General features: G+C 69.2%; 27 protein-coding genes and 1 tRNA gene. 17 read left to right on the forward strand and 11 right to left on the reverse strand.

Translation table 11 applies throughout. The annotated features are described in order from the left end of the window. The first annotated feature begins 6 nt into the window (after window positions 1–6). The gene (locus BMW85_RS11840) at window positions 7–498 is read left to right on the forward strand and encodes a type III secretion system chaperone family protein (RefSeq protein WP_091080439.1); all 492 of its coding nucleotides are present in this window, start codon (window positions 7–9) and stop codon (window positions 496–498) included. A gap of 75 nt (window positions 499–573) precedes the next feature. Next, window positions 574–1,317, forward strand: coding sequence for a phosphoglyceromutase (locus BMW85_RS11845; RefSeq protein ID WP_091080442.1), 744 nt, complete (start codon window positions 574–576; stop codon window positions 1,315–1,317). Between the two features lie 3 nt (window positions 1,318–1,320). Here the strand turns inward: BMW85_RS11845 and BMW85_RS11850 are convergent, their stop codons facing one another. Continuing rightward, entirely contained in the window at window positions 1,321–1,554 is a 234-nt protein-coding gene (locus tag BMW85_RS11850) for a hypothetical protein (RefSeq protein WP_091080444.1), read from the reverse strand. A gap of 66 nt (window positions 1,555–1,620) precedes the next feature. Then, window positions 1,621–2,265, reverse strand: coding sequence for a phosphate signaling complex protein PhoU (gene phoU / locus BMW85_RS11855; RefSeq protein ID WP_091080446.1), 645 nt, complete (start codon window positions 2,263–2,265; stop codon window positions 1,621–1,623). Between the two features lie 133 nt (window positions 2,266–2,398). On the opposite strand from phoU, the gene BMW85_RS11860 reads away from it, so the two are divergent. Then, window positions 2,399–3,574 carry a sensor histidine kinase gene (locus BMW85_RS11860; protein WP_091080449.1) on the forward strand — a complete coding sequence of 392 codons (1,176 nt, stop codon included), beginning with the start codon at window positions 2,399–2,401 and terminating at the stop codon, window positions 3,572–3,574. Between the two features lie 63 nt (window positions 3,575–3,637). Next, window positions 3,638–4,330, forward strand: a complete 693-nt coding sequence (locus BMW85_RS11865; RefSeq protein WP_091080450.1) for a winged helix-turn-helix domain-containing protein — start codon at window positions 3,638–3,640, stop codon at window positions 4,328–4,330. 67 nt (window positions 4,331–4,397) lie between these two features. Here BMW85_RS11865 and BMW85_RS11870 read toward each other — a convergent pair whose 3' ends face one another. After that, the gene (locus BMW85_RS11870) at window positions 4,398–4,979 is read right to left on the reverse strand and encodes a copper chaperone PCu(A)C domain-containing protein (protein WP_245774731.1); all 582 of its coding nucleotides are present in this window, start codon (window positions 4,977–4,979) and stop codon (window positions 4,398–4,400) included. Between the two features lie 274 nt (window positions 4,980–5,253). Here BMW85_RS11870 and BMW85_RS11875 point away from each other — a divergent pair, with 274 nt between their 5' ends. The 4 genes from BMW85_RS11875 to BMW85_RS11890 all read left to right on the forward strand — a co-directional run bounded on the left by BMW85_RS11875 (window position 5,254) and on the right by BMW85_RS11890 (window position 7,077). Then, complete coding sequence (locus BMW85_RS11875) at window positions 5,254–5,736, forward strand: CarD family transcriptional regulator (protein WP_020544658.1); 483 nt, start codon at window positions 5,254–5,256, stop codon at window positions 5,734–5,736. Window positions 5,737–5,753: 17 nt separating this feature from the next. Further along, window positions 5,754–6,227 (forward strand): 2-C-methyl-D-erythritol 2,4-cyclodiphosphate synthase, encoded by a 474-nt coding sequence (ispF, locus tag BMW85_RS11880; protein ID WP_091080455.1) that lies wholly within the window; start codon window positions 5,754–5,756, stop codon window positions 6,225–6,227. 188 nt (window positions 6,228–6,415) lie between these two features. Further along, entirely contained in the window at window positions 6,416–6,712 is a 297-nt protein-coding gene (locus BMW85_RS11885; protein WP_091080457.1) for a GlsB/YeaQ/YmgE family stress response membrane protein, read from the forward strand. Between the two features lie 95 nt (window positions 6,713–6,807). After that, on the forward strand, window positions 6,808–7,077 hold the full coding sequence (locus tag BMW85_RS11890; protein WP_091080742.1) for a GlsB/YeaQ/YmgE family stress response membrane protein: 270 nt from the start codon (window positions 6,808–6,810) through the stop codon (window positions 7,075–7,077). A gap of 156 nt (window positions 7,078–7,233) precedes the next feature. Here the strand turns inward: BMW85_RS11890 and BMW85_RS11895 are convergent, their stop codons facing one another. After that, window positions 7,234–8,556, reverse strand: a complete 1,323-nt coding sequence (locus BMW85_RS11895) for a DUF2637 domain-containing protein (RefSeq protein WP_177240625.1) — start codon at window positions 8,554–8,556, stop codon at window positions 7,234–7,236. Window positions 8,557–8,608: 52 nt separating this feature from the next. Between BMW85_RS11895 and BMW85_RS11900 the strand changes: the two genes are divergently transcribed. The 4 genes from BMW85_RS11900 to BMW85_RS11915 all read left to right on the forward strand — a co-directional run bounded on the left by BMW85_RS11900 (window position 8,609) and on the right by BMW85_RS11915 (window position 11,557). After that, window positions 8,609–8,995: a PPOX class F420-dependent oxidoreductase gene (locus BMW85_RS11900; RefSeq protein ID WP_091080461.1), complete on the forward strand. Its 387-nt coding sequence runs from the start codon at window positions 8,609–8,611 to the stop codon at window positions 8,993–8,995. Window positions 8,996–9,038: 43 nt separating this feature from the next. Next, window positions 9,039–10,430, forward strand: a complete 1,392-nt coding sequence (gene cysS / locus BMW85_RS11905) for a cysteine--tRNA ligase (protein ID WP_091080464.1) — start codon at window positions 9,039–9,041, stop codon at window positions 10,428–10,430. Between the two features lie 56 nt (window positions 10,431–10,486). Further along, complete coding sequence (gene rlmB, locus BMW85_RS11910) at window positions 10,487–11,464, forward strand: 23S rRNA (guanosine(2251)-2'-O)-methyltransferase RlmB (protein ID WP_091080465.1); 978 nt, start codon at window positions 10,487–10,489, stop codon at window positions 11,462–11,464. A 20-nt stretch (window positions 11,465–11,484) separates the two neighbouring features. Continuing rightward, a tRNA-Thr gene (locus BMW85_RS11915) sits at window positions 11,485–11,557 on the forward strand. A 121-nt stretch (window positions 11,558–11,678) separates the two neighbouring features. Here the strand turns inward: BMW85_RS11915 and BMW85_RS50960 are convergent. Next, window positions 11,679–12,299 (reverse strand): tyrosine-type recombinase/integrase, encoded by a 621-nt coding sequence (locus tag BMW85_RS50960; RefSeq protein WP_091080468.1) that lies wholly within the window; start codon window positions 12,297–12,299, stop codon window positions 11,679–11,681. Window positions 12,300–12,464: 165 nt separating this feature from the next. Further along, window positions 12,465–12,971, reverse strand: coding sequence for a replication initiator (locus tag BMW85_RS11925; RefSeq protein WP_245774732.1), 507 nt, complete (start codon window positions 12,969–12,971; stop codon window positions 12,465–12,467). Between the two features lie 117 nt (window positions 12,972–13,088). Here BMW85_RS11925 and BMW85_RS11930 point away from each other — a divergent pair, with 117 nt between their 5' ends. Together BMW85_RS11930 and BMW85_RS11935 are read left to right on the forward strand one after the other, a co-directional pair. Beyond that, on the forward strand, window positions 13,089–13,640 hold the full coding sequence (locus BMW85_RS11930; RefSeq protein WP_245774746.1) for an RNA polymerase sigma factor: 552 nt from the start codon (window positions 13,089–13,091) through the stop codon (window positions 13,638–13,640). Then, on the forward strand, window positions 13,637–14,251 hold the full coding sequence (locus tag BMW85_RS11935) for a hypothetical protein (RefSeq protein ID WP_091080470.1): 615 nt from the start codon (window positions 13,637–13,639) through the stop codon (window positions 14,249–14,251). Before BMW85_RS11930 ends, BMW85_RS11935 begins: the two co-directional genes overlap by 4 nt. A gap of 629 nt (window positions 14,252–14,880) precedes the next feature. Here the strand turns inward: BMW85_RS11935 and BMW85_RS11940 are convergent. Further along, window positions 14,881–15,873 (reverse strand): hypothetical protein, encoded by a 993-nt coding sequence (locus tag BMW85_RS11940; protein ID WP_091080472.1) that lies wholly within the window; start codon window positions 15,871–15,873, stop codon window positions 14,881–14,883. A 116-nt stretch (window positions 15,874–15,989) separates the two neighbouring features. Between BMW85_RS11940 and BMW85_RS11945 the strand changes: the two genes are divergently transcribed. After that, on the forward strand, window positions 15,990–16,781 hold the full coding sequence (locus BMW85_RS11945) for a GNAT family N-acetyltransferase (RefSeq protein WP_091080474.1): 792 nt from the start codon (window positions 15,990–15,992) through the stop codon (window positions 16,779–16,781). Between the two features lie 48 nt (window positions 16,782–16,829). Further along, complete coding sequence (locus tag BMW85_RS11950) at window positions 16,830–17,195, forward strand: protein kinase domain-containing protein (protein WP_281249573.1); 366 nt, start codon at window positions 16,830–16,832, stop codon at window positions 17,193–17,195. Window positions 17,196–17,381: 186 nt separating this feature from the next. Here BMW85_RS11950 and BMW85_RS11955 read toward each other — a convergent pair whose 3' ends face one another. The 3 genes from BMW85_RS11955 to BMW85_RS11965 all read right to left on the reverse strand — a co-directional run bounded on the left by BMW85_RS11955 (window position 17,382) and on the right by BMW85_RS11965 (window position 19,692). Further along, window positions 17,382–17,732, reverse strand: a complete 351-nt coding sequence (locus BMW85_RS11955) for a DUF1330 domain-containing protein (RefSeq protein WP_091080479.1) — start codon at window positions 17,730–17,732, stop codon at window positions 17,382–17,384. Window positions 17,733–17,837: 105 nt separating this feature from the next. Continuing rightward, window positions 17,838–18,566: an SDR family oxidoreductase gene (locus BMW85_RS11960; RefSeq protein WP_091080481.1), complete on the reverse strand. Its 729-nt coding sequence runs from the start codon at window positions 18,564–18,566 to the stop codon at window positions 17,838–17,840. Window positions 18,567–18,651: 85 nt separating this feature from the next. After that, window positions 18,652–19,692 carry a DUF418 domain-containing protein gene (locus tag BMW85_RS11965; RefSeq protein ID WP_091080483.1) on the reverse strand — a complete coding sequence of 347 codons (1,041 nt, stop codon included), beginning with the start codon at window positions 19,690–19,692 and terminating at the stop codon, window positions 18,652–18,654. A 157-nt stretch (window positions 19,693–19,849) separates the two neighbouring features. Between BMW85_RS11965 and BMW85_RS11970 the strand changes: the two genes are divergently transcribed. Continuing rightward, window positions 19,850–20,200 carry a VOC family protein gene (locus BMW85_RS11970; protein WP_091080746.1) on the forward strand — a complete coding sequence of 117 codons (351 nt, stop codon included), beginning with the start codon at window positions 19,850–19,852 and terminating at the stop codon, window positions 20,198–20,200. On the opposite strand, the gene BMW85_RS51895 is transcribed toward BMW85_RS11970, so the two are convergent. Beyond that, window positions 20,131–20,805 carry a TetR/AcrR family transcriptional regulator gene (locus BMW85_RS51895; protein ID WP_281249569.1) on the reverse strand — a complete coding sequence of 225 codons (675 nt, stop codon included), beginning with the start codon at window positions 20,803–20,805 and terminating at the stop codon, window positions 20,131–20,133. The two genes, BMW85_RS11970 and BMW85_RS51895, sit on opposite strands and share 70 nt — an antisense overlap. Window positions 20,806–20,876 lie beyond the last annotated feature (71 nt).

Consider the following 20,876-nt stretch of genomic DNA (forward strand, 5'->3'; position numbering starts at 1 on the left):
GTAACCATGCGAGAAGCCGTACGAGAAGTCGTCGAAGCCGCGCTCGAAGCCTCGGAGGTCACCTACGACGAGCCGAGGCCGGGGGCGTTCCTCGTCAGGCTCCCCGGCCAGCACAAGCTCGCCACCATGACCTGGCTCATCGTCGGCGAGCGGGTGCTGCACGTCGAGGCGTTCTTCTGCCGCAGGCCGGACGAGAACCACGAGGAGTTCCAGCGCTGGCTGCTGGAGAAGAACGGCTCCATGTACGGCGTGCACTTCTCCCTCGACCCCGTCGGCGACGTCTACCTGGTGGGCCGTGTCCCGCTGGCCGCCGTGGACGCCGACGAGGTGGACCGGCTGCTCGGCTGCGTGCTCACGTACGCGGACGACTGGTTCGACCGGGCGCTCGAGCTGGGCTTCGCCTCCTCGATCCGGCGCGAGTGGGCCTGGCGCGCCAAGCGCGGCGAGTCACTGGCGAACCTCCAGGCGTTCGCCCGTTTCGCCGACCCCGACCGCTGAGAGCCCGCCCGGACCGTGAAAGCCAGCCCCGGACCGTGAAAGCCCGCGCGGACCGGCCACCCCTAGGATTGGGCCATGGCGACTTTGGTGCTGCTACGGCACGGCGAGAGTGACTGGAACGCGAAGGGCCTGTTCACCGGCTGGGTGGATGTGAGCCTGTCCGCCAAGGGCGAGGAAGAGGCCCGCCGGGGCGGCAAGCTCCTCGTGGAGGCCGGGCTGCGCCCGGACATCGTCCACACCAGCCTGCTCAGCCGGGCCATCCAGACGGCCCAGCTCGCGCTGGGCGAGGCCGACCTGGCCTGGCTGCCGGTCAAGCGGAGCTGGCGGCTCAACGAGCGCCACTACGGCGCGCTCCAGGGCAAGAACAAGGCGCAGACGCGCGCGGAGTTCGGCGACGAGCAGTTCATGCTCTGGCGCCGCTCCTACGACGTGCCGCCGCCCCCGATCGCTGACGACGACGAGTTCTCCCAGGCCGGCGACCGCCGCTACGCGCTGCTCCCGCCGGAGCTGATGCCCCGTACGGAGTGCCTGAAGGACGTCGTGGAGCGCATGCTGCCCTACTGGTACGACGAGATCGTGCCCGACCTCGCGGCCGGCCGCACGGTGCTGGTGGCCGCCCACGGCAACTCGCTGCGGGCCCTGGTCAAGCACCTCGACGGCGTCGGCGACGAGGCCATCGCGGGGCTCAACATCCCGACCGGCATCCCGCTGCGCTACGAGCTGGACGCCGAGTTCCGCCCGCTCGTCAAGGGCGGCGAATACCTCGACCCCGAGGCCGCCAAGGCCGCCATCGAGGCCGTGGCCAACCAGGGCCGCTGAGGCTCACCCGCCCGTGGTCGGGCCGAACGGGAGACCCCGTTCGGCCTTGTCCACGCAGTCCGGGCAGACCGGCAGGTCCACCGAGCGGGCCACGGCCTCCGGCGTCGCCGGCCGCAGCGTGCCCGCGACGGTGATGCCGGGCGGCAGCCCGGTCGCCCGGTCCACCAGGAACATCGTCACGTCCGCGGGGTCGTAGTCGAACTCCCGCCTGCACGCGTAGCAGCGACCGCGCTCCATGAGGCCCGCCCCTTCCGACGCCTGACGGGCCCCAGCCTAACGGCGCGGCCTTCACCGGTGGCCGGCTCAGCTCGGGCGGCTGCCGGTGACGAGGTAGACGACGTCCTGCGCGACCCGTACGGCGTGGTCGGCGTAACGCTCGTAGTAGCGGCCGATGAGCGTGACGTCGATGGCCGCCTCCACCCCGTGCTGCCAGTCCTTGCTGAGCAGCATCCGGAACAGCCGGCGGTGCAGCCGGTCCATCGCGTCGTCGTCCTGCGGCAGCTCCAGCGCCGACTCCACGTCGCGCGAGGCGACGCAGCTCCCGGCCTTGGTGACGAGGGCCTCGGCGATCTGGCCCATCTCCACGATCGTGGAGCGCATCTGCGGCGGGATCGCCGAGTCGGGGTGACGCAGCCGGGTGACCTTGGCGACGTGGACCGCGAGGTCGCCCATCCGCTCCAGGTCGGTGCCCATGCGCAGCGCGGTGATGACCAGCCGCAGGTCCACCGCCACCGGCTGCTGCCTGGCCATCAGGTCGAAGATGGTGGTCTCGATCTGGGCGAAGATCGCGTTGACCTCTTCGTCGCGCGAGATGACGCTCTCGGCGATCGCCAGGTCCGAGTCGAGGAGGGCGGTGGTGGCACGGGAGATGGCGGACCTGACCAGCCTGGTCATCTCGACCAGCTTGTCGGTCAGTCCTTCAAGTTCTTCATGGTAGGCGTCGCGCATGTCGTCACCGTACGAGGCGCTTGATGAACGAACCCCGACCGCGAGATGAACTTTCCACGAAAGGGACGTTCATCCCCTGGTGAGAGGGCTTGGCCCCCGAAACGGGCCACCTACCATCGAAGACATGAGTGAGATGGCCATGAGCTTCGCGGCCCTGGCCGGGTTCGTCGTGGGAGCCCTGGCGGTCCTGTTCTACCGCAACCAGATCGAGGCGCCGAGCCGCACCGCCGCCGACGAGGGCGTGACGCCGGCGACGGCGCTGCCGCAGGGCGTGGCCTCGGTGCTCGCGGTGCTGCCCTCCTCCGCCGTGGTGCTCGACGCGCACGACCGGGTGCTGCGGGCCAGCTCGGCGGCGCGGGCGTTCGGGCTGGTCAGGGGGGATCGGCTGATGGCCGCCGAACTGCTCGCCCTGGCCCGCCAGGTACGCCGCGACGGCGAGATCCGCGAGAGCGAGATCGACGTCGCCGGCCACAAGTTCGGTCAGGAGACCACGAACTTCGCCGTCCGCGTCGCGCCGCTCGGCTCCTACGGCCAGGTGCTCGTGCTGGCGGAGGACCAGACCGAGCGGCGGCGCGTCGAGGCGGTGCGCCGTGACTTCGTCGCCAATGTCAGCCACGAGCTGAAGACCCCCGTCGGCGCGCTCAGCCTGCTGGCCGAGACCATCCAGGACGCAGCCGACGACCCCGAGGCCGTCACCCGCTTCGCCAACCGCATGCAGCACGAGGCGGCCCGGCTCAACTACCTCGTCCAGGACCTCATCACGCTGAGCAGGATCCAGGGCGCCGAGCCCATCCCCACCCCTGAACAGGTCCCGATCGACGAGGCCGTCCAGGACGCCATAGACCACTGCAACACCAAGGCCGCGGCGAAGGACATCGCGATCGTCACCGGCGGCACCGAGGGCCTGCGCGCCTGGGGCGACGACGAGCTGCTCGTCACCGCCCTGCGCAACCTCATCGACAACGCCGTCGCCTACAGCCCCGAACACACCCGGGTCGTCGTCAGCGTCAGACCGGCCGGTGACTCGGTCGAGATCAGCGTCAGCGACCAGGGCATCGGCATCCCGGAGGAGGCGCTGGAGCGCATCTTCGAGCGCTTCTTCCGGGTCGACGCGGCGAGGTCCCGAGCCACCGGCGGCACCGGTCTCGGCCTCGCCATCGTCAAGCACGTCGCCGTCGCGCACGCCGGCGAGGTGTCCGTCTGGAGCAAGGAAGGGTCCGGCTCCACCTTCACCCTCCGCCTGCCGGCCTTCGGCGGCACGGCGGTGGCCGTACCACCCGCAACCCCTCTGGAGGCAGCCCGTGACTGAGCGGAGCCCACGAACCATCGGACACAGCATCCTGCCGGTCACGCGGCCGGCGAAGGAGGAGTCGTGACCCGGGTGCTCGTCGTCGAGGACGAGGAGTCGTTCTCGGACGCCCTGTCCTACATGCTGCGCAAGGAGGGGTTCGAGGTGTCCGTCGCGGCCACCGGGCCGGAGGCGCTCGACACGTTCGACCGCAACGGCGCCGACCTGGTGCTGCTCGACCTCATGCTGCCCGGCCTGCCCGGCACGGAGGTGTGCAGGTCGCTGCGGCAGCGCTCCAGGGTGCCGGTGATCATGCTGACCGCCAAGGACAGCGAGATCGACAAGGTCGTCGGCCTGGAGCTCGGCGCCGACGACTACGTGACCAAGCCGTTCTCCTCGCGCGAGCTGGTCGCCCGCATCCGGGCGGTGCTACGCCGCCAGGGCGACGTCGTGGAGGAGCTGGAGAGCGCCGTGCTCGCCGTCGGGCCGGTGCGCATGGACGTCGACCGGCACGTGGTGGCGGTGCGCGGCGAGCAGGTGCAGCTGCCGCTGAAGGAGTTCGAGCTGCTGGAGGTGCTGCTGCGCAACGCCGGACGGGTGCTCACCCGCGGCCAGCTCATCGACCGCGTCTGGGGCGCCGACTACGTGGGCGACACCAAGACGCTCGACGTGCACGTCAAGCGCCTGCGCGCGAAGATCGAGGCCGATCCGTCCAACCCGCGGTGCATCCTGACCGTGCGTGGCCTCGGCTACAAGTTCGACGTGGTGGACGACTGAAGAACCCCTTGTTCCGGTACGTGGTGCGTACCGGAACAAGGGGTTTTCGGCTGCCTTGGGGCTGCTGCTAGTGCGACTCCTCCTCGGCGGGGGCCGAGGCGGAGGGAGTGGGCGTGGGGGCGGGGGTCGCGCCGGGGGCCGGGGGGTAGTCGGCGAACTCGCGGCTGCGCGTCACCACAGGCACGTTGAGAGACACGGTGCCGGCGTTGGCGAACTGGAGGTCCAGCTTGATGGTCTCGCCGCCCCTGAGGCTCTTGGAGATCCCTTCGAGCATGAGCTGAGGGCTGGGCTTGCCGGTGTTGACGAGCTGGTTGCTCGGGAGCTGGATCGGGGTCGCGATCTTGACCGAGCCCATGTTTCCGGCCGAGACCGCCTGAAGGGTGTCGGGGGTGGCCGTGGTGTTGAGGATGTTGAGATAGATCGGGGCGGAGCCGCGCCACGGGAGCTGGGCTCCGGAGTCGGGGCCGAGGATGAACGCCTGCGGGATGTTGATGCCACGCGAGCCGTAAGCGCCGTTCTCGATGAGGACCTGAGCCTCGTTAGGGGCGTACGGCTTGGCTGTGGTGGCGTCGAATCCCGCGCCGCAGCCGGCGAGCACGGGGGCAGCCAAGAACGCTGCGGCGGCGACAATCCAGCGACGGCTGGTCACGAGCGGGTACTCCTTGGGTCTTGCGCATGCGTGTCGGGGGCTCTCGCGCATGTATCAACGGCGCGTGAGTGCAGCGCCAACCATATCGATCCGAATCCATGGTCATATCCGCGCCCCCGCAGGTCATTCGCTATGTCCGGAAATGTCAGGCATAGAGTTGAGCGCATGTCAAGCCCCAATATGCGGCTTTGACCTGCAGTTATGAGGATTTCACTGTTCCGGGAGGCTGTGGATGCGTGGTACCCTGGAGTACAGCGGAAGGGGTACTTGTCACATGACTTTCCAGGTCGGCGACACTGTCGTCTACCCCCACCATGGGGCTGCTCGGATCGAAGCAATCACGACGCGATCCATCAAGGGTGAGGAAAAGACCTACCTGGTGCTCAAGGTCGACAAGGGCGACCTTACCGTCCAGGTGCCAGCCGAAAACGCAGAACTTGTCGGTGTGCGCGATGTCGTCGGCCAGGAAGGCCTTGAGCGGGTTTTCGATGTCCTTCGCATGCCGCACACGGAAGAGCCGACCAACTGGTCTCGTCGTTACAAGGCCAATCTGGAGAAGCTCGCGTCCGGAGATGTGAACAAGGTCGCCGAAGTCGTTCGGGACCTGTGGCGGAGGGACCGCGAGCGCGGTCTGTCCGCGGGGGAGAAGCGCATGCTCGCCAAGGCGCGCCAGATCCTGGTCAGCGAGTTGGCGCTCGCCGAGAAGACCAATGAGGACAAGGCTGAGGCCCTTCTCGACGAGGTTCTCAACAGCTGAACACGAATCTTCCACGGGTGGGCGTCGGTGTCGACGTCCACCCGTTCGCTTCGAAGGACTCAGGGCGCGAGCTGAGCCTCGCCGGGCTGCACTGGCCGGGGGAGCTCGGCCTTGAGGGCCACTCCGACGGCGACGCCGCCGCCCACGCCGCCTGCGACGCGCTGCTGTCCGCGGCCGGCCTGGGTGACCTGGGCCGCCTGTTCGGCACCTCCGACCCGCGCTGGGCGGGCGCCACCGGCGTCGCCCTGCTGGAGGAGACCGCCCGCCAGGTGCGGGCCGCGGGCTACGAGATCGGCAACATCGCCGTCCAGGTGATCGGCAACCGGCCGAAGCTCGCGCCGCGCCGCGTCGAGGCCGAGCTCGCGCTCACCAACGCCGCGGGCGCGCCCGTGAGCGTCTCCGCCACCACCACCGACGGGCTCGGGCTGACCGGCCGTGGTGAGGGCATCGCCGCCGTCGCGACCGCGCTGGTGGTCAACCTCTCCGGCTAGCCGGGCGTCTCTCATGTGGGATGCGTGAGGGTGTCCCGGCGGGTCGTCAGCCAGCCCGCCAGAATCGGAGGCGGCGGTTCGTCACTGGCGCGGTACGGACCGCCGCCTTCCTCCTGCATTTGGGTTGTTTGTCCTGCTCAGGGGTACGTCTTCCCGAGACATGTGAACGTCTTCGGGGGGAGCTCCACATGATCGGCGCGATCGTCTCAGCCGTGATCATCGGCGCCATCGTCGGTGCGCTCGGCCGCCTGCTGGTGCCGGGCAAGCAGAACATGTCCATCGGTCTGACCCTCATCGTCGGCATCGTCGCCGCCTTGATAGGCACAGCGATCGCGTCAGCGCTCGGCGTGGCCAACACGAGGGGCATCAACTGGATCGAGCACATCATCCAGATCGTTCTGGCCGTCATAGGCGTGCTGCTCGTCACCCGGATGGGCATCGGACGCGGTCGCGGAGGACGTTCACGCGGCACCACGGCCAGATGACCTGCGCAAACCAAAATGGGCGCATAATCGCGGGAGATCGGGTAGCGACATCCCCGTGAGAGTGAATGGGTCACCTCACGGGGAGGTTTCGAACCATGACAATCCAGTCCATCCTTGGCGCCATTGTGATTGGTGCCGTGATTGGCGCAATCGGTCGCCTGCTGCTTCCCGGCAGGCAGGCCATCGGGTGGATCCTCACCGTCGTCGTCGGCATCGTGGCCGCCCTCGTGGGCACGCTGCTCGCGCAGGTGCTGGGCGTGGAGACGACCCCCGGCATCGACTGGATCGAGCTGGTGATGCAGGTCGTACTCGCCGTCGTGGGCGTCGGCCTGGTCGCCGGCCTCAAGCGCGGCCACCGCGTCTAGCAACCGGCAGCAGGCCGGCACACCGGCACACCGGCACACCGGCGCACGCGCGTACGTGCGCCGGAGCTGAGCCGGAGACACGCCGGACATACATCGGCCCGCCTCGCGCGATCGCTCTGACGATCGCTTCGCGAGGCGGGCCTTCCTGCTGGGCGTTCAGCCCTCCGGCTCTGGAGGGCGCGGAGTGGCCCGTAGACGGCCGGACGGGGCCGGGGTGTCCTCGCGGATCACCGGGTGGGGGGCGGTGTCCTCCAACTCGCCCTCAGAGGCGTCCGACGGGGACTGGGGCTTGGGTCGGGGTTCGTCGTCCCTGAGGACGGGCTGGGGCTGGGTGTCGGCGTTCCTGGGGTCGGGGCGGGGGTGGACCAGGACGTCGGTGGGCTTGTAACGGTCACCCCAGCGAACCGGACGGGTGGGAGGCTCCTGCGGCCGGGGGGCGTCGGGTTCTGCGGACTCCGCGGGCTCTGTGGGCTCTGCGGCGCTGTCGCCGGGGTCGGCCTGGCGGTCGCGCTGAGCGCCACGGTCCTCATGCTCGTCGTCATGGCCGCCGGCACCGCCGGGGCCGTCCGGAACGTCGTCGTCGCCGTGCTGATCGTCGCGGACGGCGGAGCGTTCCTGCGGCGGCTCCTGACCGTGCTCAGACGCGACCGTGTCCGCGACCTCATCCCGGACCTCCGGCTCCGGCTCCGGCGCCTCCGTCTCCCGGAACTCCGGCTGCCGCGAGTCCGGCTCCTCAGACTGGTGGGGCTGTTGCGACTCTTGAGCGGCATGCCATTCGGCGACCTGCTCCGACACCGGAACGCTCAGCGACCCGGGCTCGTCCTCCCTCCTGGCCGTTCCCGCTTCGGAAGGCGAGACCGGAGGAGTCTCGGGGGCGGGAGTGGGCCCCACGACCGGCGTGGGCTCAAGCACCGCAACCGCCGCCACAGCGGGGGAGCCCGTCGCGCTCGTCGTCACCAGCGGCGGCGGACCCGCCTCCGCCGCGCCCCGCCCCCTGTGGAACGGCACGATGTCCGTCTCCGCGGCACCGTCGTCCTCGGCACCCGAGACACGCCCACCGCCCGACTGGACGTGCTTGATCAGCAGCAGCCACAGCCACAGGGCCACGGCGAGCATGACCCACGGAGCCAGCGCCACCCCCACGGCCACCTGCCGGGTGTCGAAGGCGAAGCGCGTCGCGGTTGCCACATTGACCGCCGCCGCGGCGACGATGAGCAGGACCAGCACGGTCGCCGCCTGCACGCGTACCAGCACGCGCGCCGAACGCAGCAGCAGCACGCACACCAGCGCGACCACGAGCAGCGCGTCGAAGGCGGCCGGGTAGAGGAAGGCGAGGTCGGTCCTGGCCTCGCCGACGACGGCGAGCGCGCGCAGGTCGTCGAACGAGAGCGCGCACGCGGCACCGGCGAGAGCGGCGACCGCGAGCCCCGCGAGGGCGATGCCCAGGCGGCGGAGCAAAGAGGGGGGAGTCACGTCCATGGCGGTTTCGAGCCTACAGAAGAATGTGATCCGAGACCGATCAAGGAGAGACATGGCCGAGTTGCCCGAGGAAGCACGCAAACTCCTGGACGCGCCCAATTACGCCACCGTCACCAGCCTCAATGCCGACGGCGGCCCCCAGTCGACGGTGGTGTGGGTACGCACCGACGGCGACGATGTGCTGTTCTCCACCGTGAAGGGCCGCGTGAAGCCGCGCAACTTCGAGCGCGATCCCCGGGCGAGCCTGCTGGTCATCGATCCCGACAATCCGTACCGCTATCTGGAGGTCCGGGGCACGGTGACCATGACGCCCGACCCCGAGGGCGCGCTGATTCAGGAGCTCTCGCAGAAGTACCAGGGACGGCCGTGGCAGGACAAGCCGGGCGCCGAGCGCCTTGTTGTCCGGATCCGACCGGACAGGGTCGTGTTGCGAGACTGATTTATCGGCCTGACGACGGCGATGAGGCGTTAGCCTTGCGTTCGTGAGCCTGCACATCTACGACACCAGCACGCGCGCCATCCGTGAATTCGTTCCGGTCGAAGCCGGCCGGGCGTCGATTTACCTGTGTGGGGCCACCGTGCAGGCTCCGCCGCATATCGGGCACATCCGCTCGGGCGTGAACTTCGACGTGCTCCGGCGCTGGCTGGCCCGTTCCGGCTATGACGTGACGTTCTGCCGCAACGTCACCGACATCGACGACAAGATCATCAGGGTGGCGGCCGAGGAGGGCGTGCCCTGGTTCGTGGTGGCCGAGCGCAACCAGCGGGCCTTCACCTGGGCGTACGACACGCTGGGCTGCCTGCCGCCGACGGTCGAGCCGCGGGCGACGGGGCACGTGCCCGAGATGATCACCCTCATGCAGCGGCTGATCGACCGCGGGCACGCCTACGCCTCCGGCGGCGACGTCTACTTCGACGTACGCTCCTGGGCCGACCACTACGGCTCCCTCTCCAACCAGAAGCTGGAGAACATGCGGGGCGCGGGCGACACCGACGACGAGAGCTGCAAGCACGACCCGCGCGACTTCGCCCTGTGGAAGGGCGAGAAGCCCGGCGAGCCCACCTGGCCCACGCCGTGGGGCCCCGGGCGTCCCGGCTGGCACCTCGAATGCTCGGCGATGGCCACGAAATACCTCGGGCCGACGTTCGACATCCACGGGGGCGGCCTCGACCTGATCTTCCCGCACCATGAGAACGAGATCGCCCAGTCCCAGGCGGCCGGCGACGGTTTCGCCCGCAACTGGATGCACAACGGCCTGGTCAAGATCGGCGCGGAGAAGATGAGCAAGTCGCTCGGCAACTCCCTGCTGATTCCCGAGATGGTGCAGAAGGTACGCCCGGTCGAGCTCCGCTACTACCTGGCGGCGCCGCACTACCGCTCCTCCATCGAGTACTCGGAGGAGGCGCTGCGGGAGGCGGCGGCGGCCTACCAGCGGATCGAGGGCTTCGTCACCCGCGCCGCCGAGGTCATCCACGACGTCGACGCGGACGCGCCGCTGCCCCAGGCGTTCGTGGACGCGCTCAACGACGACCTGGGCACGCCCCAGGCGCTGGCGGTCGTCCACGAGGTGGTGCGCGAGGGCAACGTTGCGCTGTCGCGCGGCGACAAGGAGGCCGTGGCGCGGCTGCTCGCCGAGACCCAGAACATGCTCGACGTCCTCGGCCTCGACCCGCGTTCGCCGCAGTGGCGCGGCACCGGCTCGGACCTGTCGCCCGTCGTGGACGCGCTGGTGGCGGTGGCCCTGGAGCAGCGCAAGGCGGCCCGCGCCCGCAAGGACTACGCGGCGGCCGACGCGATCCGCGACCAGCTCTCGGCCGCGGGCATCACGGTCGAGGACACACCGCACGGCGCCCGCTGGGAGCTGTCCCGGTGACGGAGCCTCACTCCGAGTGGAGTGAGGCGCCCGGCGGCCCGAGTACCCTTGTTCACATGGCAGCAGGCGGTAGGGCTTCGGGGAGGCCCGCGAAGAAGAAGGGCCCGAGCAAGGGCACCGGAGGCCAGGTGCGCCGCGGTCTCCAGGGCAAGGGCGCGACCCCGCCTGCCGAGATGCGTCACTGGTTCAAGGACAAGGCCCGCTCCGAGCGCCTCGCCCGCGAGGAGCGCGGCGGGGGCACGGGCGCCCGCCGCCCGTCCGCCGGGGCGACCCGCCAGCGCCGCTCCGAGGACTCCCCGGAATACATCGGCGGACGCAACCCCGTCCTTGAGGCCCTGCAGGCCGGGGTGCCCTGCACCACCCTGTACATCGCCCAGCGCCTCGACAACGACGACCGCGTGCGCGACTCCATCAAGATCGCCGCGGAACAGGGCATCGCGCTGCTCGAAGTCACCCGCGACAAGCTCGACCGCCTGACCGAGGGCGCGGTCCACCAGGGCATCGCCCTCCAGATCCCCGCGTACGACTACGCGCACCCGTCCGACCTCGTCGACCTCGCACAGGACGCCGCCGAGACCCCGCTGATCGTCGCCCTCGACTCGGTCACGGACCCGCGCAACCTCGGGGCCATCGCCCGCTCCGCCACCGCGTTCGGCGCCCACGGCCTGCTCATCCCGTCCCGCCGCTCGGCCGGCGTCACGGCGGGAGCCTGGAAGACCTCGGCCGGCACCCTCGCCAGCCTCCGCGTCGCCCGCGCCTCCAACCTCACCGCCGCCCTCCGCGAATACCGCGACGCCGGCCTCTTCGTCATCGGCCTGGACGGCACCGGCGACACCGACATCGCCGACGTCGACCTCCTGACCGAGCCGGCCGTCATCGTCGTCGGCTCCGAAGGCAAGGGCCTGTCCCGCCTGGTCCGCGAACAATGCGACGTCCTGGCCCGCATCCCGATGCAGGCCGCCGCCGAGTCCCTGAACGCGGGAGTGGCAGCCGGAGTGGCGTTGTACGAGGTCGCTCGTCAGAGACGCCACTAGCGTCTACACTGATAGGCCGCGCCGACGTAGCTCAATCGGCAGAGCATCTGTCTTGTAAACAGAAGGTCAGGGGTTCGATTCCCCTCGTCGGCTCTGCAACCAGAAGCCCCTGAACAGGCGATTCGCCGTCAGGGGCTTCTTGGTTTGTCAGGACAATGTCGGGATCTTGCTAATGGGCTTGCTAACACGCTGGTACCTCTTCGTCACTCGTTGATCACCCTGGTGGAGATCTCTGCCGCTGTCGCGGCTTGCTCGTGGATGACGTGGGCGTAGACCCGCAGGGTGATCGCCGGGTCGGTGTGGCCGAGTCGGGCCGCCACGACGTGAACGGGTACGCCGGCCAGGAGCAGCGTCGTGGCATGGAGGTGGCAGAGGTATGCAGGCGGGCGTGGGGGAGTTGGGCTCTTCGGTTCTGCTTGTTGTGGGTCTTGATGAGCTTGGGCATCAGGGAGCTGGGCGTGTCCGGGAAGAGCGGGTCTCCCCAGCCGGTGGTGAAGACGTACGCGCCGCCGCCCTTCCAGGACTCGCCGATCCTCAGGCGTTCTTCGTCCTGGTGGGCGCGGTGGGCCTTGAGGGCTCGGACCGTGCTGGGGTCGAGGGACACGACGCGGGAGCGTCCGCTCTTGCTGGTGCCCTCGATTCGTTGACGGTCGATCACTGCGGCTGCGCCGGTGATGTGGATCTGGGGCTTGTCGAGGTCCACGTCCGTCCAGCGGAGGTTGAGCAGTTCGCCGCGACGAGCGCCCGTGTAGGCGGCCAGGTGGAAGAAGGCGTACAGGCAATGCTCTTGTGTGGTGGCGAGGAACGCGCGGAGCTGGGCGGGGGTCCAGATCATGCCCGGCTCTGCGGCTTGGACGCGGGGGAGCTTGGCGCCTTCGGCGGGGTTATTGGGAAGTAGTTCGTCCACGAGTACGGCGTCCGTCAGGGGGCTTACGGAGCACCGTGTGGACGTGCTTGACGGTGTTCGGCGCGAGTGGGCCGCCCTTCCTGCCCCCGCTCGTCAGCAGGTCCCGGTAGAACTTGGGGATCGCTGACGGGCGTAGCGCCTGGAGGCGGGCCCGTCCGGGCCGTGGAGGCGGATGACGGCATGGAAGTGGACGACGCCGCGGCGCTGGTATTCGGCGACCTTGGCGAAGGCGATGGTGACCTGCTCGCTTAGGGTCTTGACGGTCAGGCCGTTGAGCCGGGCGAAGCGGCGGCGCAGGGCGAGGGTGAAGCGGCGCCATAGTTCGGGGCTGATGGCGTTGAGCAGGACCGAGCCGTCGTAGCAGTCAGGGCAGAGCGGTTCGCCGAGGCGTAGGTCTTCCGTGCCGTGCCGGTCGGTGCAGGACATCGTCCGGCCGTGCGGGCAGGTCTCGGCGTCGCGGCGGGCGTGGCAGGGCTGGATCTTGCCGTTCTTCTCCCGCCGGACATGAATGCTCCCGATGGAGGGGGCGGTGAGGGTGACGAACAGGGCGCTCGCGCTCCCGTTCTGTGTTGTGCCGCTTGCGGTTTTGACCTGGGACAACGTGTGCTGTTTCTGCTTCGGCTGGGCCGGAGGAACAGAAATCCGCCGCACCGCTTGTAACCCTTTCGGGAGCTTCTGACCAAACAGGGGTGTAAGTCGACGAAGGGAGCTTTGCCGGTGTTTCGCAGACAGGCGGAGATCGCCACAGATCCGGTGGCGTTCGAAGCCTTCTACCGGCGACACGTCGATGCGGTCACCCGATTCCTCGCTCGGCGCGTCGACGATCCCCACATGGTCGCCGACCTGGTCGCCGAGGTGTTCATGGCGGTGCTCGACTCCGCCCACACCTACCGGGCCGGGCGAGGAACCGAGATCGCCTGGCTGTGCGGCGTGGCCAGCAACACGCTCTCGGCCGAGCGGCGGCGGGCGTTCAAGGAATCCCGGTTGACGAACCGGATGAGCGGGCAGCGGCCGTTGGACGCGGACGACCTCGCCAGACTCGAAGAACGCATCGATGCGGAGCGGAAAGCCAGGCAGATCTTCACGGCCATGGCCGACCTGCCTGAGGGGGAGCGCGCCGTACTCGAACTGGTCGTCATCGACCAGCTCACGGTGACCGAGGCGGCGATGGCTCTCGGCATCCGACCGGGAAACGCCAAAGTGCGGTTGCACCGCGCTCGCCGCAAGATGCGCGAAGTGCCCCTCGTCAGGGAGGAAACATCAAGATGAGCTTTGAGGAGCAGATTCTCATGGAAGTGAAAGCCGAGATCATCGCGCGCGCCGAACGACGTCGTCGCACTCGTAAGCGACTTTTCGCGGGGGCGGCGATGGCCGGGCTGGCCGCTGTGGCGGCAGTCGCGGTGCCACTGCTGACCGGGTCGGAGCAGGCCGCGTACGCGGTGACCAAGAACACCAACGGCACGATCAACGTCAAGCTGAACGAGTTCAAGGATGCCGACAAGCTGGAACAGGACCTGAAGAGGATGGGGGTGTCCGCGGACATCACTTATCTCGAGGCCGGCAAGACGTGCCAGGGTACAAGGGGCGACATCGTCGGGGGCGGCTCGCCAGAGGAATGGGAGAATTCCGCGTCCGCCAAGGCCGCTCGCCTGCTGGCTGGGGGCGGGGTGGAAATCGATCCTCGCCAAGTCGGGAACGGGCAGACCTTGGTGATGATGTTCGCCGGGGATAAGGACCACGTCTTCGGGGCGAAGAAGTCGGGGACGCAGTGGAGCCTCCCTACTTACGTGGTCAATGGCCAGGTCAAGCCATGCGTTGTGGTCGACGACCCGCTCTGGAAGGACGTCGACGGCTCAGGCCGGCCTCCGGCGGGAAGCTGAGGTCGTCCGTCCAGGTATCCGAATGGGTGCCTTCGGTCAGCGGCCAATGATGCTGCCATGAAGCATCTGCAAGGGTCGTCAGCGCCGTTTCGTGAATCCATTCCTGCATGATCGTCGTAGCTGATTGGGGACGATCGAAGGTTCAGGGTCTTCTTCCTCAGCCTGGCCCACCGGACGTTGTGGCCGGCGCGCCCGATGGGGCGGGAAACGGCTGACCAGTGCGCAGAACTGCGTTCGCTCCGGTGAAGCGGGGTCTGCGTGCGTCCCTGCAAGCAGGATGTCAGGAGCTCGACTCTCTTAGGCTCCACGTAGACAAAAGCCCAGGTCATCGGCCTGGGCTTTTGATCTTCAGCGGGCCTGCCATGGGGGTCATGTGGTTCTGCGCCTCCGGCTCGGCCGTGGAGCTGGCGCTGGAGGTGGAGGGACGGGCCGGCGAACGATGGCGGGAGGTGCTAAGCGTCATGCGGACGTGCTCGCCAGCTGACTCCTCACAGGGCGGCGCTACCGATCAGGCATCGCTCGGTCGTCGCCGATCGTCGGCGGTTGTCAGTGACCGCTCGTGATCTTTGTAGGCAGTGCGAAGTTGTCGGTCTGCACCGGGAAGCGCCGAGCAGGCGATTCGCTGGGGCTCAAGGGTTCAGGTCGTATCGGTACCAACGGCGCGGATCGCCGTTCTCGTGCAGCCACAGGGTTCCGTCTCTGCCGATGTTTCCTCGTGCCCAGCCGGTCGGGTGTCGGTCGTCTGGTAGCAGCAGGTTTGCTCGGTCTGTCTCGGTGACGGCTCCGTCCTCTCTGCGGGCCCTGCGGATCTCCCAGCGGAAGCCGCCTCCTGCTCGGTGTTGATCGAGGAAGGCGAGTTCGGAGCCGGAGACGGCCAGGCCGGTGCATCGTTTGACGGGGTTCGGTGTGATGCTCCGGACGCCATCACTGTCGATCTCGATCAGCGGGAAGTCGGTGTAGGGGCAGGCGTGGACCACGTCATGGCCGACGTTCAACGCATAGCAGTGGCACCAGACGACGTCTACGGTGTGGGACGGCGCCATCCAGGGGGAGCTGCCGTGGCTGTCCCAGCGGGCGAGGCCGATCATCAAACTGTAGGAGCGGGTGCCGTCCGGGTTGGGGAACCAGTAGTTCGACTCGTCGGAGTAGCTGATCCAGATGTTGCCCTGGGGGTCCGTCAGGAGTTGCTCGATGCCGTCGCCGGCGTAGAAGGCCGATTGGGTCTGTCCGTCTGCGTCGATCACTTGGACGTTGTCGGTGAGGCTTAGTTCGTCCTCTTGAACCAACCATCGAAAGCGCTCGATGTCGACGCCCGCGGGCTTGCAGCGTGCGGCGGCCAGCACGATGCCGTCGCCGAGGGTGTCGATGTGGGTGAACCAAAGATCGAGATCTGTCAGCGTGATCTCGCGGATCTCGTCGCCGTCGCAGATGACGGCGGTCGCGTCGTAGCGCGGGGGCGGACGTAGCGCGGAGGAGGGCGGGATGAGGGTGAAGCCCTGAGCGAGGTCGGCCACCAGGGCGGCGAGCCGGCCGCGGTGGTCGATGGTTGAGGCCAGGACCTCATGATGGGCGTAGCGGTCGGGAAGCGTCGCGTGCAGCGCGAGCCGGTGGTCAGCGGCCATGGGCCTTTCTTGTTGTCATTCCTCGATGATCGCATAACAACGCGGCTCCGGGTCGTCGGTGCCCGCTGAGCAGGCGCCGGGGAAAGCAGTTGTCGCAGCCCGTACTGTCTTGTCCTGTGACAGATATCGACGACTTGCTCGCGGCCTATGACCAGCAGATGCGGGGAACGCCTCCCCACCCGCCCGCCGGGGTCACGTACGAGCAGGACGGTCCGTTGTTGCGGATCGTCGGCCAGTTCCGCGGCTTCGTCAGCGCCCCGCGCGACGTCGGGGTCCGCGGCGGCGAACTCGACCAGTTGATCATCCGCCAGCGCGACTACTTCGCGGCGCGTGGAGAGGCGGTCGAATGGAAGACGCGCGGGCACGACCAGCCGGCCGACCTCACCGAGCGCCTGCGCGCGGCGGGATTCGTTCCGGAGGAGCAGGAGACCGTCCTCATCGGCCTGGCCAAGGACATGACCGCGGCACCGGCGCTGCCGAGCGGCGTCACCCTGCGGCAGGTGACCGACGACGGCGACATGCGTCGCATCGCCGCCATGGAATCAGTCGTCTGGGGGCAGGACTGGTCCTGGCTCGGCGATGACCTGATCGCCCGCGTCTCGGCGGCCCCGGACCAGATCGCCGTCATGGTCGCCGAAGCCGATGGAGAGGTGGTCTCCGCGGCCTGGCTGGTCTTCCGTGAGGGCACCGAGTTCGCCGGCTTGTGGGGCGGCTCCACGTTGCCGGCGTGGCGTGGCCGGGGCATCTACCGGGCGCTGGTCGCCGCCCGGGCGGAGCTCGCCGTTGCCCGCGATGTCAGGTTCCTGCACGTGGACGCGTCCGACGACAGCGCGCCGATCCTGCGGCGGCTCGGCTTCCGCTCGGTGACCACGACCACGCCGTACGTGTGGTCGCCGCCGCAGTCCTGACTGGCCGCGTAGACACAGCCAGGACGTCTGATCAGCGGGCGGTACCGCCTGGAGTCCGTTCTGGGCGGTGGGGGCTTCGGACGGGTCTGGAAGGCTCACGACGAATCCCTCGACGTGGAGGTGGCGGTGAAGGAGGTCTGGCTCCCGTCGGCCGCCTTCGACGAGGAGCATGCGCAGCGGCTGCGACGCGCCGAGCGTGAGGCGCGCAACGCGGCCCGGCTGCGGTCGCATCCGCACATCGTCACCCTCCACGACGTGGTGATCGAGGATCAAGCGCCGTGGATCGTCATGGAACACGTGAAGCCGGCGAACGTGCTGTTCGCGCGGGACGGCCGCGTGCTCCTCACCGACTTCGGGATCGCCGTGAAGCAGGGGGACACCGCCCTCACGATGAGCGGTGGGCTGATGGGCTGATGGGCTCGCTGGAGTACATCGCGCCGGAACGGTTCAACGGTGCGGACAGCGGCGGTGCGGGGGATCTGTACTCGCTCGGAGTGACGCTGTATCAAGCGTTGGAAGGGGTGTCCCCGTTCCATCGGGACACCCCGACGGAGACGCTCACCGCTGTGCTGTCAGGGGAAGCGGCGCCGCCGGCGTTGCCTATCCACGGGCGCGTAGCGCCTCCCGCATCTCGTTCGCGGTGGAGGTGGGGTCGAAGCCCTCGGGGACGCCTTCGACCAGGATGATGGCGCCCTCGATGTGCCGTGAGCGCAGCGGTGCGATCTCCTGGTACGCGGGTGAGTCCCACCAGCTCTGCGCTTCTGCGATCCCCGGGAAGCCGATCATCACGATGTGCCCCGGCCAGCCGCCCTCCAGCACCTTGCGCTGCGCGCCGCGCACGAGGAAACGGCCGCCGTACGGCTCGAAGGTGGCGGAGACGCGCTCCATGTACTCGGCGATCTCCGGGTGCGGGGCGGCCTCTTGCAGGTGAGCAATGACGTAGGCGGACATGGGATCCCTTCCGGTCGGTCGCGCCTCGTACTTCGGCGATCGTGGCAGACGGTCGTGTCGTGCGTCGATGACCTCACAGGTAAAGAACGAGCGGCGGTCGAGCGCTCAGACCTGTTCGAAGTGGAAGGACTTGATGAAGCAGTCACGGGGCTGGGTGACCGCGAAGAGGATGCAGTCCACGAGTGACTGCGCGGTGAGGGCGTCCTTGGCTCCCCGTGGCGTGGATTCCCACTCCTCCGAGAGGGGGTCGGGGTTGTCGAAGTCGGGTGGGTAGAGCGAGATCACCCGGACTCCCCGGGGCCGCAGGCGCTTGGAGAGGATCTCGGTGAACCCGGCTTGGGCGCTCTTGGCCGCGTAGAAGGCGTCGTGCGCGTCGGAGCGGTGATGTCCGGCCGTGCCGCAGGCGGAGACCATCGTCACTACATCCGGCTTGTCCGAGTTGAGGAGGAGAGGGAGGAAGTTCTTCACGGTCAGGACCGTGCCCGTCGCGCCGGACGCGATGGTGTCGACGACATCGTCGTCGGAGGCCGACTGGAGGTCCGGCCCGTGGTGGTAGCGGGCGCCGTTGTTGATCAGGATATCGACGCGGTCGGTGTGCCGGGCGACGCCGGACGCGAAGTCGCGGATCGAGGCGGGAGCCGTCAGGTCGCAGGCATGGGCGTGGACGCGCTGATGGCCTCGGTCGCGGATCTCGTCGCGGACCCGCTCGGCGGCGGCAAGGCTGCGCGCGGACAGGAAGACCTCCGCGCCGAGGTCGGCGAATCGGATGGCCAAGGTTCGCCCGAAGTCGCGGCCGGCAGCGGTGATGACCACGCGATGGTCGTCGAATCTCATGGTTGCGCTCCTTGTCCGGTTTGTGGCATGGACCACTATGCCGGAGCGGGATCGGCCTCCTGCGATGGCTGCGCCGGCTCCGAGCTCATGATCTCCCGGCCCGGCTGAGGGGTGGGCGGCGTGCCCAGGTGGCCCAGCGCCAGAGCCACTCGATGGGGCCCTGGCGGTAGCGGCGCAGCCAGAGCGTGCAGAACAGCCACTGGGTGGCGAGGATGGCTCCCGCGGTCCAGTACGCCGCCGTCAAGGACTGGCTGATCGGCAGGCCGAGGACGTGCGCGGCGAGAAGAACGAGGAGCGTGGCGGTCAGGTAGCCGGTCAGCGCCATCCGGCCCAGTGGTGCGAAGACGAACCGCAGCACCGGTCGCAGCGGCGTTCTGACCAGGATCAGCATGCCGCACACGTACACGCCGACGAGCAGCAGATCGGCCAGGGTGGTCACGGCGGGCAGGTACGTCGTGGCCCCCACGGCCCGCATGCTCGCCTGTGCCCACAGGGCGGCGGCCAGTCCCGCCGCGAACACCAGGCCCAGCAGGAGCGGCCCGCGGGTGGACCGCTCGATCCGGCCGATCACCCCGTAGCGGACCAGCGCCGCGCCCAGGAGGAACAGCCCGGCGATCAGCAGAGGCCCGCCCCCGCCGAAGATCAGCGCCGCCGGGATGAGTACGCCGGCGAGGCCGGCCATGGCCCAGCGCGGCAGCCAGGTCGAGGGCAGCAGCACCAGCATGCCGACGACGGCGTAGTCGGTCAGGATCTCGCCCGGCCACAGCAGCATGTGGACGAGGCCGATCGCGAGCAGCGCCCCGAGCCGGCGCAGCAGGACCAGCCGTGGGCGAGGGACGCGGCTCGCGGCCGAGTCCAGCAGGAGCGCGAACCCGATGCCGAACAGCAGGGAGAAGATCGGCAGCCCGAGCCAGGGATCCCAGTCGCCCATGGGCTGCACCGCGACGGCCGAGCCGCCGGTGGCCATGAGCTGGATGTTGGCGAGCAGGATCTCGCACAGCGCGAACCCGCGCAGCACGTCGAGCGCGATGATCCGGGGCCGGCCCGAGGAGAGCACGGCGCTCTCGGGCCGTCGGCCGGCTGGGAACTGGAGGGGTGTCTCCGGGGGGAGATCTTCGCGTGACATGGGGCTTCATCCTGGAGAGCCACGCGAGGTGACGGCACCGGTCGGAAGCAGGGGCCGTGGTGGCCGGGATCATACTTTCGGCCGGTTCGGGGGGTGGATGCGTTCGGCGAAACCTCATGCCGTGGCGGGCGGGACGTTGATCGCTACGCTGGCCGCCATGCGTGGACGTGTGAGCCAGATTGTGGTGGACTGCCGGGATCCGGCGAGTTTGGTGGGGTTCTGGGCGGCGCTGCTCGGGGGTGAGCCGGTGCACCGGGCGCGGGGATGGTCGCACGTGGAGCCGCCCGGCGGCGTACGGCTCGCGTTCCAGCCGGTCGCCGAGGGCAAGGCGGTGAAGAACCGGCTGCACCTCGACATCGAGGTCGAGGCGATCGGGCCGGCCGTCGCCGCCGCGGTACGGCTCGGCGCCGCGCCGATCGGCGAGCAGGTCGTGGACGATCAGGGGGCGTTCCAGGTCATGGCCGATCCCGAGGGCAACGAGTTCTGCTTCGTCGCGTCCGCTGGATGAGGTCCGGATTCGGCCGGTGCTGCCACTGGGTGCACGCCGGTCAGCGCGAGGGTGAGCAGCCGGTCGGCGTGGGCCGCCGCGTCGGGTTCCTGCTCGACGGTCAGGCAGATGGCGTTGACGAGGGTGAGCAGGTCCGTGATGGAGACGTCGGGCCGGGCGGCGTTCGCCTCGCGGGCACGGGCCAGCAGGCCGGCCCCGGCATTGGTGATCATGGCGTGACAGGTCGCGCCCAGGGTGGGGTCGTGGGCTCCCCGCATCAGGGCGGTGGCCAGCCCGCGGTTGGACACGGCGTGCCCGGCGACGGCGCGCAGCCAGGTCGCCAGCGCGCGCCCGGGATCGGGGCCGGCGGCCAGGTCGGCGGCGCGGGCGCACAGGGCCTCGACCTTGTCGCGGAAGACGGCTTCCAGCAGTTGCTGCCGGGAGGGGAAGTGCCGGTGCAGCGTGGCCGAGCCGACGCCGGCGCGCCGGGCGATCTCCTCAAGGGACGCCTCGGCCCCCTGCTCGGCGACGGCCTCGGCGGCGGCGGCCAGGAGGCGGTCGTAGTTGCGGCGCGCGTCGGCGCGCATCGGCCGGGCGGGCGGGCTCGTACGGCTGTCTGACGGCATGTGATCTCCGGCGGGCTTGCATAAACGGGGTGGCCCTCCATATCGTACTCACACAGAACCGGAGGGCCACC

The organism is Nonomuraea wenchangensis (assembly GCF_900111685.1).
GTDB lineage: Bacteria > Actinomycetota > Actinomycetes > Streptosporangiales > Streptosporangiaceae > Nonomuraea > Nonomuraea wenchangensis.

Excerpts from the sequence above, each read along its gene's own strand:
- BMW85_RS11890 (WP_091080742.1), top strand. The coding sequence starts at position 6,808 with ATGACAATCCAGTCCATCCTTGGCGCCATTGTGATTGGTGCCGTGATT.
- BMW85_RS11885 (WP_091080457.1), top strand. The coding sequence starts at position 6,416 with ATGATCGGCGCGATCGTCTCAGCCGTGATCATCGGCGCCATCGTCGGT.
- BMW85_RS50960 (WP_091080468.1), bottom strand. The coding sequence starts at position 12,299 with ATGATCTGGACCCCCGCCCAGCTCCGCGCGTTCCTCGCCACCACACAA.
- phoU (WP_091080446.1), bottom strand. The coding sequence starts at position 2,265 with ATGCGCGACGCCTACCATGAAGAACTTGAAGGACTGACCGACAAGCTG.
- BMW85_RS11900 (WP_091080461.1), top strand. The coding sequence starts at position 8,609 with ATGGCCGAGTTGCCCGAGGAAGCACGCAAACTCCTGGACGCGCCCAAT.
- rlmB (WP_091080465.1), top strand. The coding sequence starts at position 10,487 with ATGGCAGCAGGCGGTAGGGCTTCGGGGAGGCCCGCGAAGAAGAAGGGC.
- BMW85_RS51895 (WP_281249569.1), bottom strand. The coding sequence starts at position 20,805 with ATGCCGTCAGACAGCCGTACGAGCCCGCCCGCCCGGCCGATGCGCGCC.
- BMW85_RS11935 (WP_091080470.1), top strand. The coding sequence starts at position 13,637 with ATGAGCTTTGAGGAGCAGATTCTCATGGAAGTGAAAGCCGAGATCATC.
- BMW85_RS11970 (WP_091080746.1), top strand. The coding sequence starts at position 19,850 with ATGCGTGGACGTGTGAGCCAGATTGTGGTGGACTGCCGGGATCCGGCG.
- BMW85_RS11895 (WP_177240625.1), bottom strand. The coding sequence starts at position 8,556 with ATGGACGTGACTCCCCCCTCTTTGCTCCGCCGCCTGGGCATCGCCCTC.
- BMW85_RS11850 (WP_091080444.1), bottom strand. The coding sequence starts at position 1,554 with ATGGAGCGCGGTCGCTGCTACGCGTGCAGGCGGGAGTTCGACTACGAC.
- BMW85_RS11965 (WP_091080483.1), bottom strand. The coding sequence starts at position 19,692 with ATGTCACGCGAAGATCTCCCCCCGGAGACACCCCTCCAGTTCCCAGCC.
- BMW85_RS11955 (WP_091080479.1), bottom strand. The coding sequence starts at position 17,732 with ATGTCCGCCTACGTCATTGCTCACCTGCAAGAGGCCGCCCCGCACCCG.
- BMW85_RS11940 (WP_091080472.1), bottom strand. The coding sequence starts at position 15,873 with ATGGCCGCTGACCACCGGCTCGCGCTGCACGCGACGCTTCCCGACCGC.
- BMW85_RS11845 (WP_091080442.1), top strand. The coding sequence starts at position 574 with ATGGCGACTTTGGTGCTGCTACGGCACGGCGAGAGTGACTGGAACGCG.
- BMW85_RS11840 (WP_091080439.1), top strand. The coding sequence starts at position 7 with ATGCGAGAAGCCGTACGAGAAGTCGTCGAAGCCGCGCTCGAAGCCTCG.
- BMW85_RS11960 (WP_091080481.1), bottom strand. The coding sequence starts at position 18,566 with ATGAGATTCGACGACCATCGCGTGGTCATCACCGCTGCCGGCCGCGAC.
- BMW85_RS11875 (WP_020544658.1), top strand. The coding sequence starts at position 5,254 with ATGACTTTCCAGGTCGGCGACACTGTCGTCTACCCCCACCATGGGGCT.
- BMW85_RS11860 (WP_091080449.1), top strand. The coding sequence starts at position 2,399 with ATGGCCATGAGCTTCGCGGCCCTGGCCGGGTTCGTCGTGGGAGCCCTG.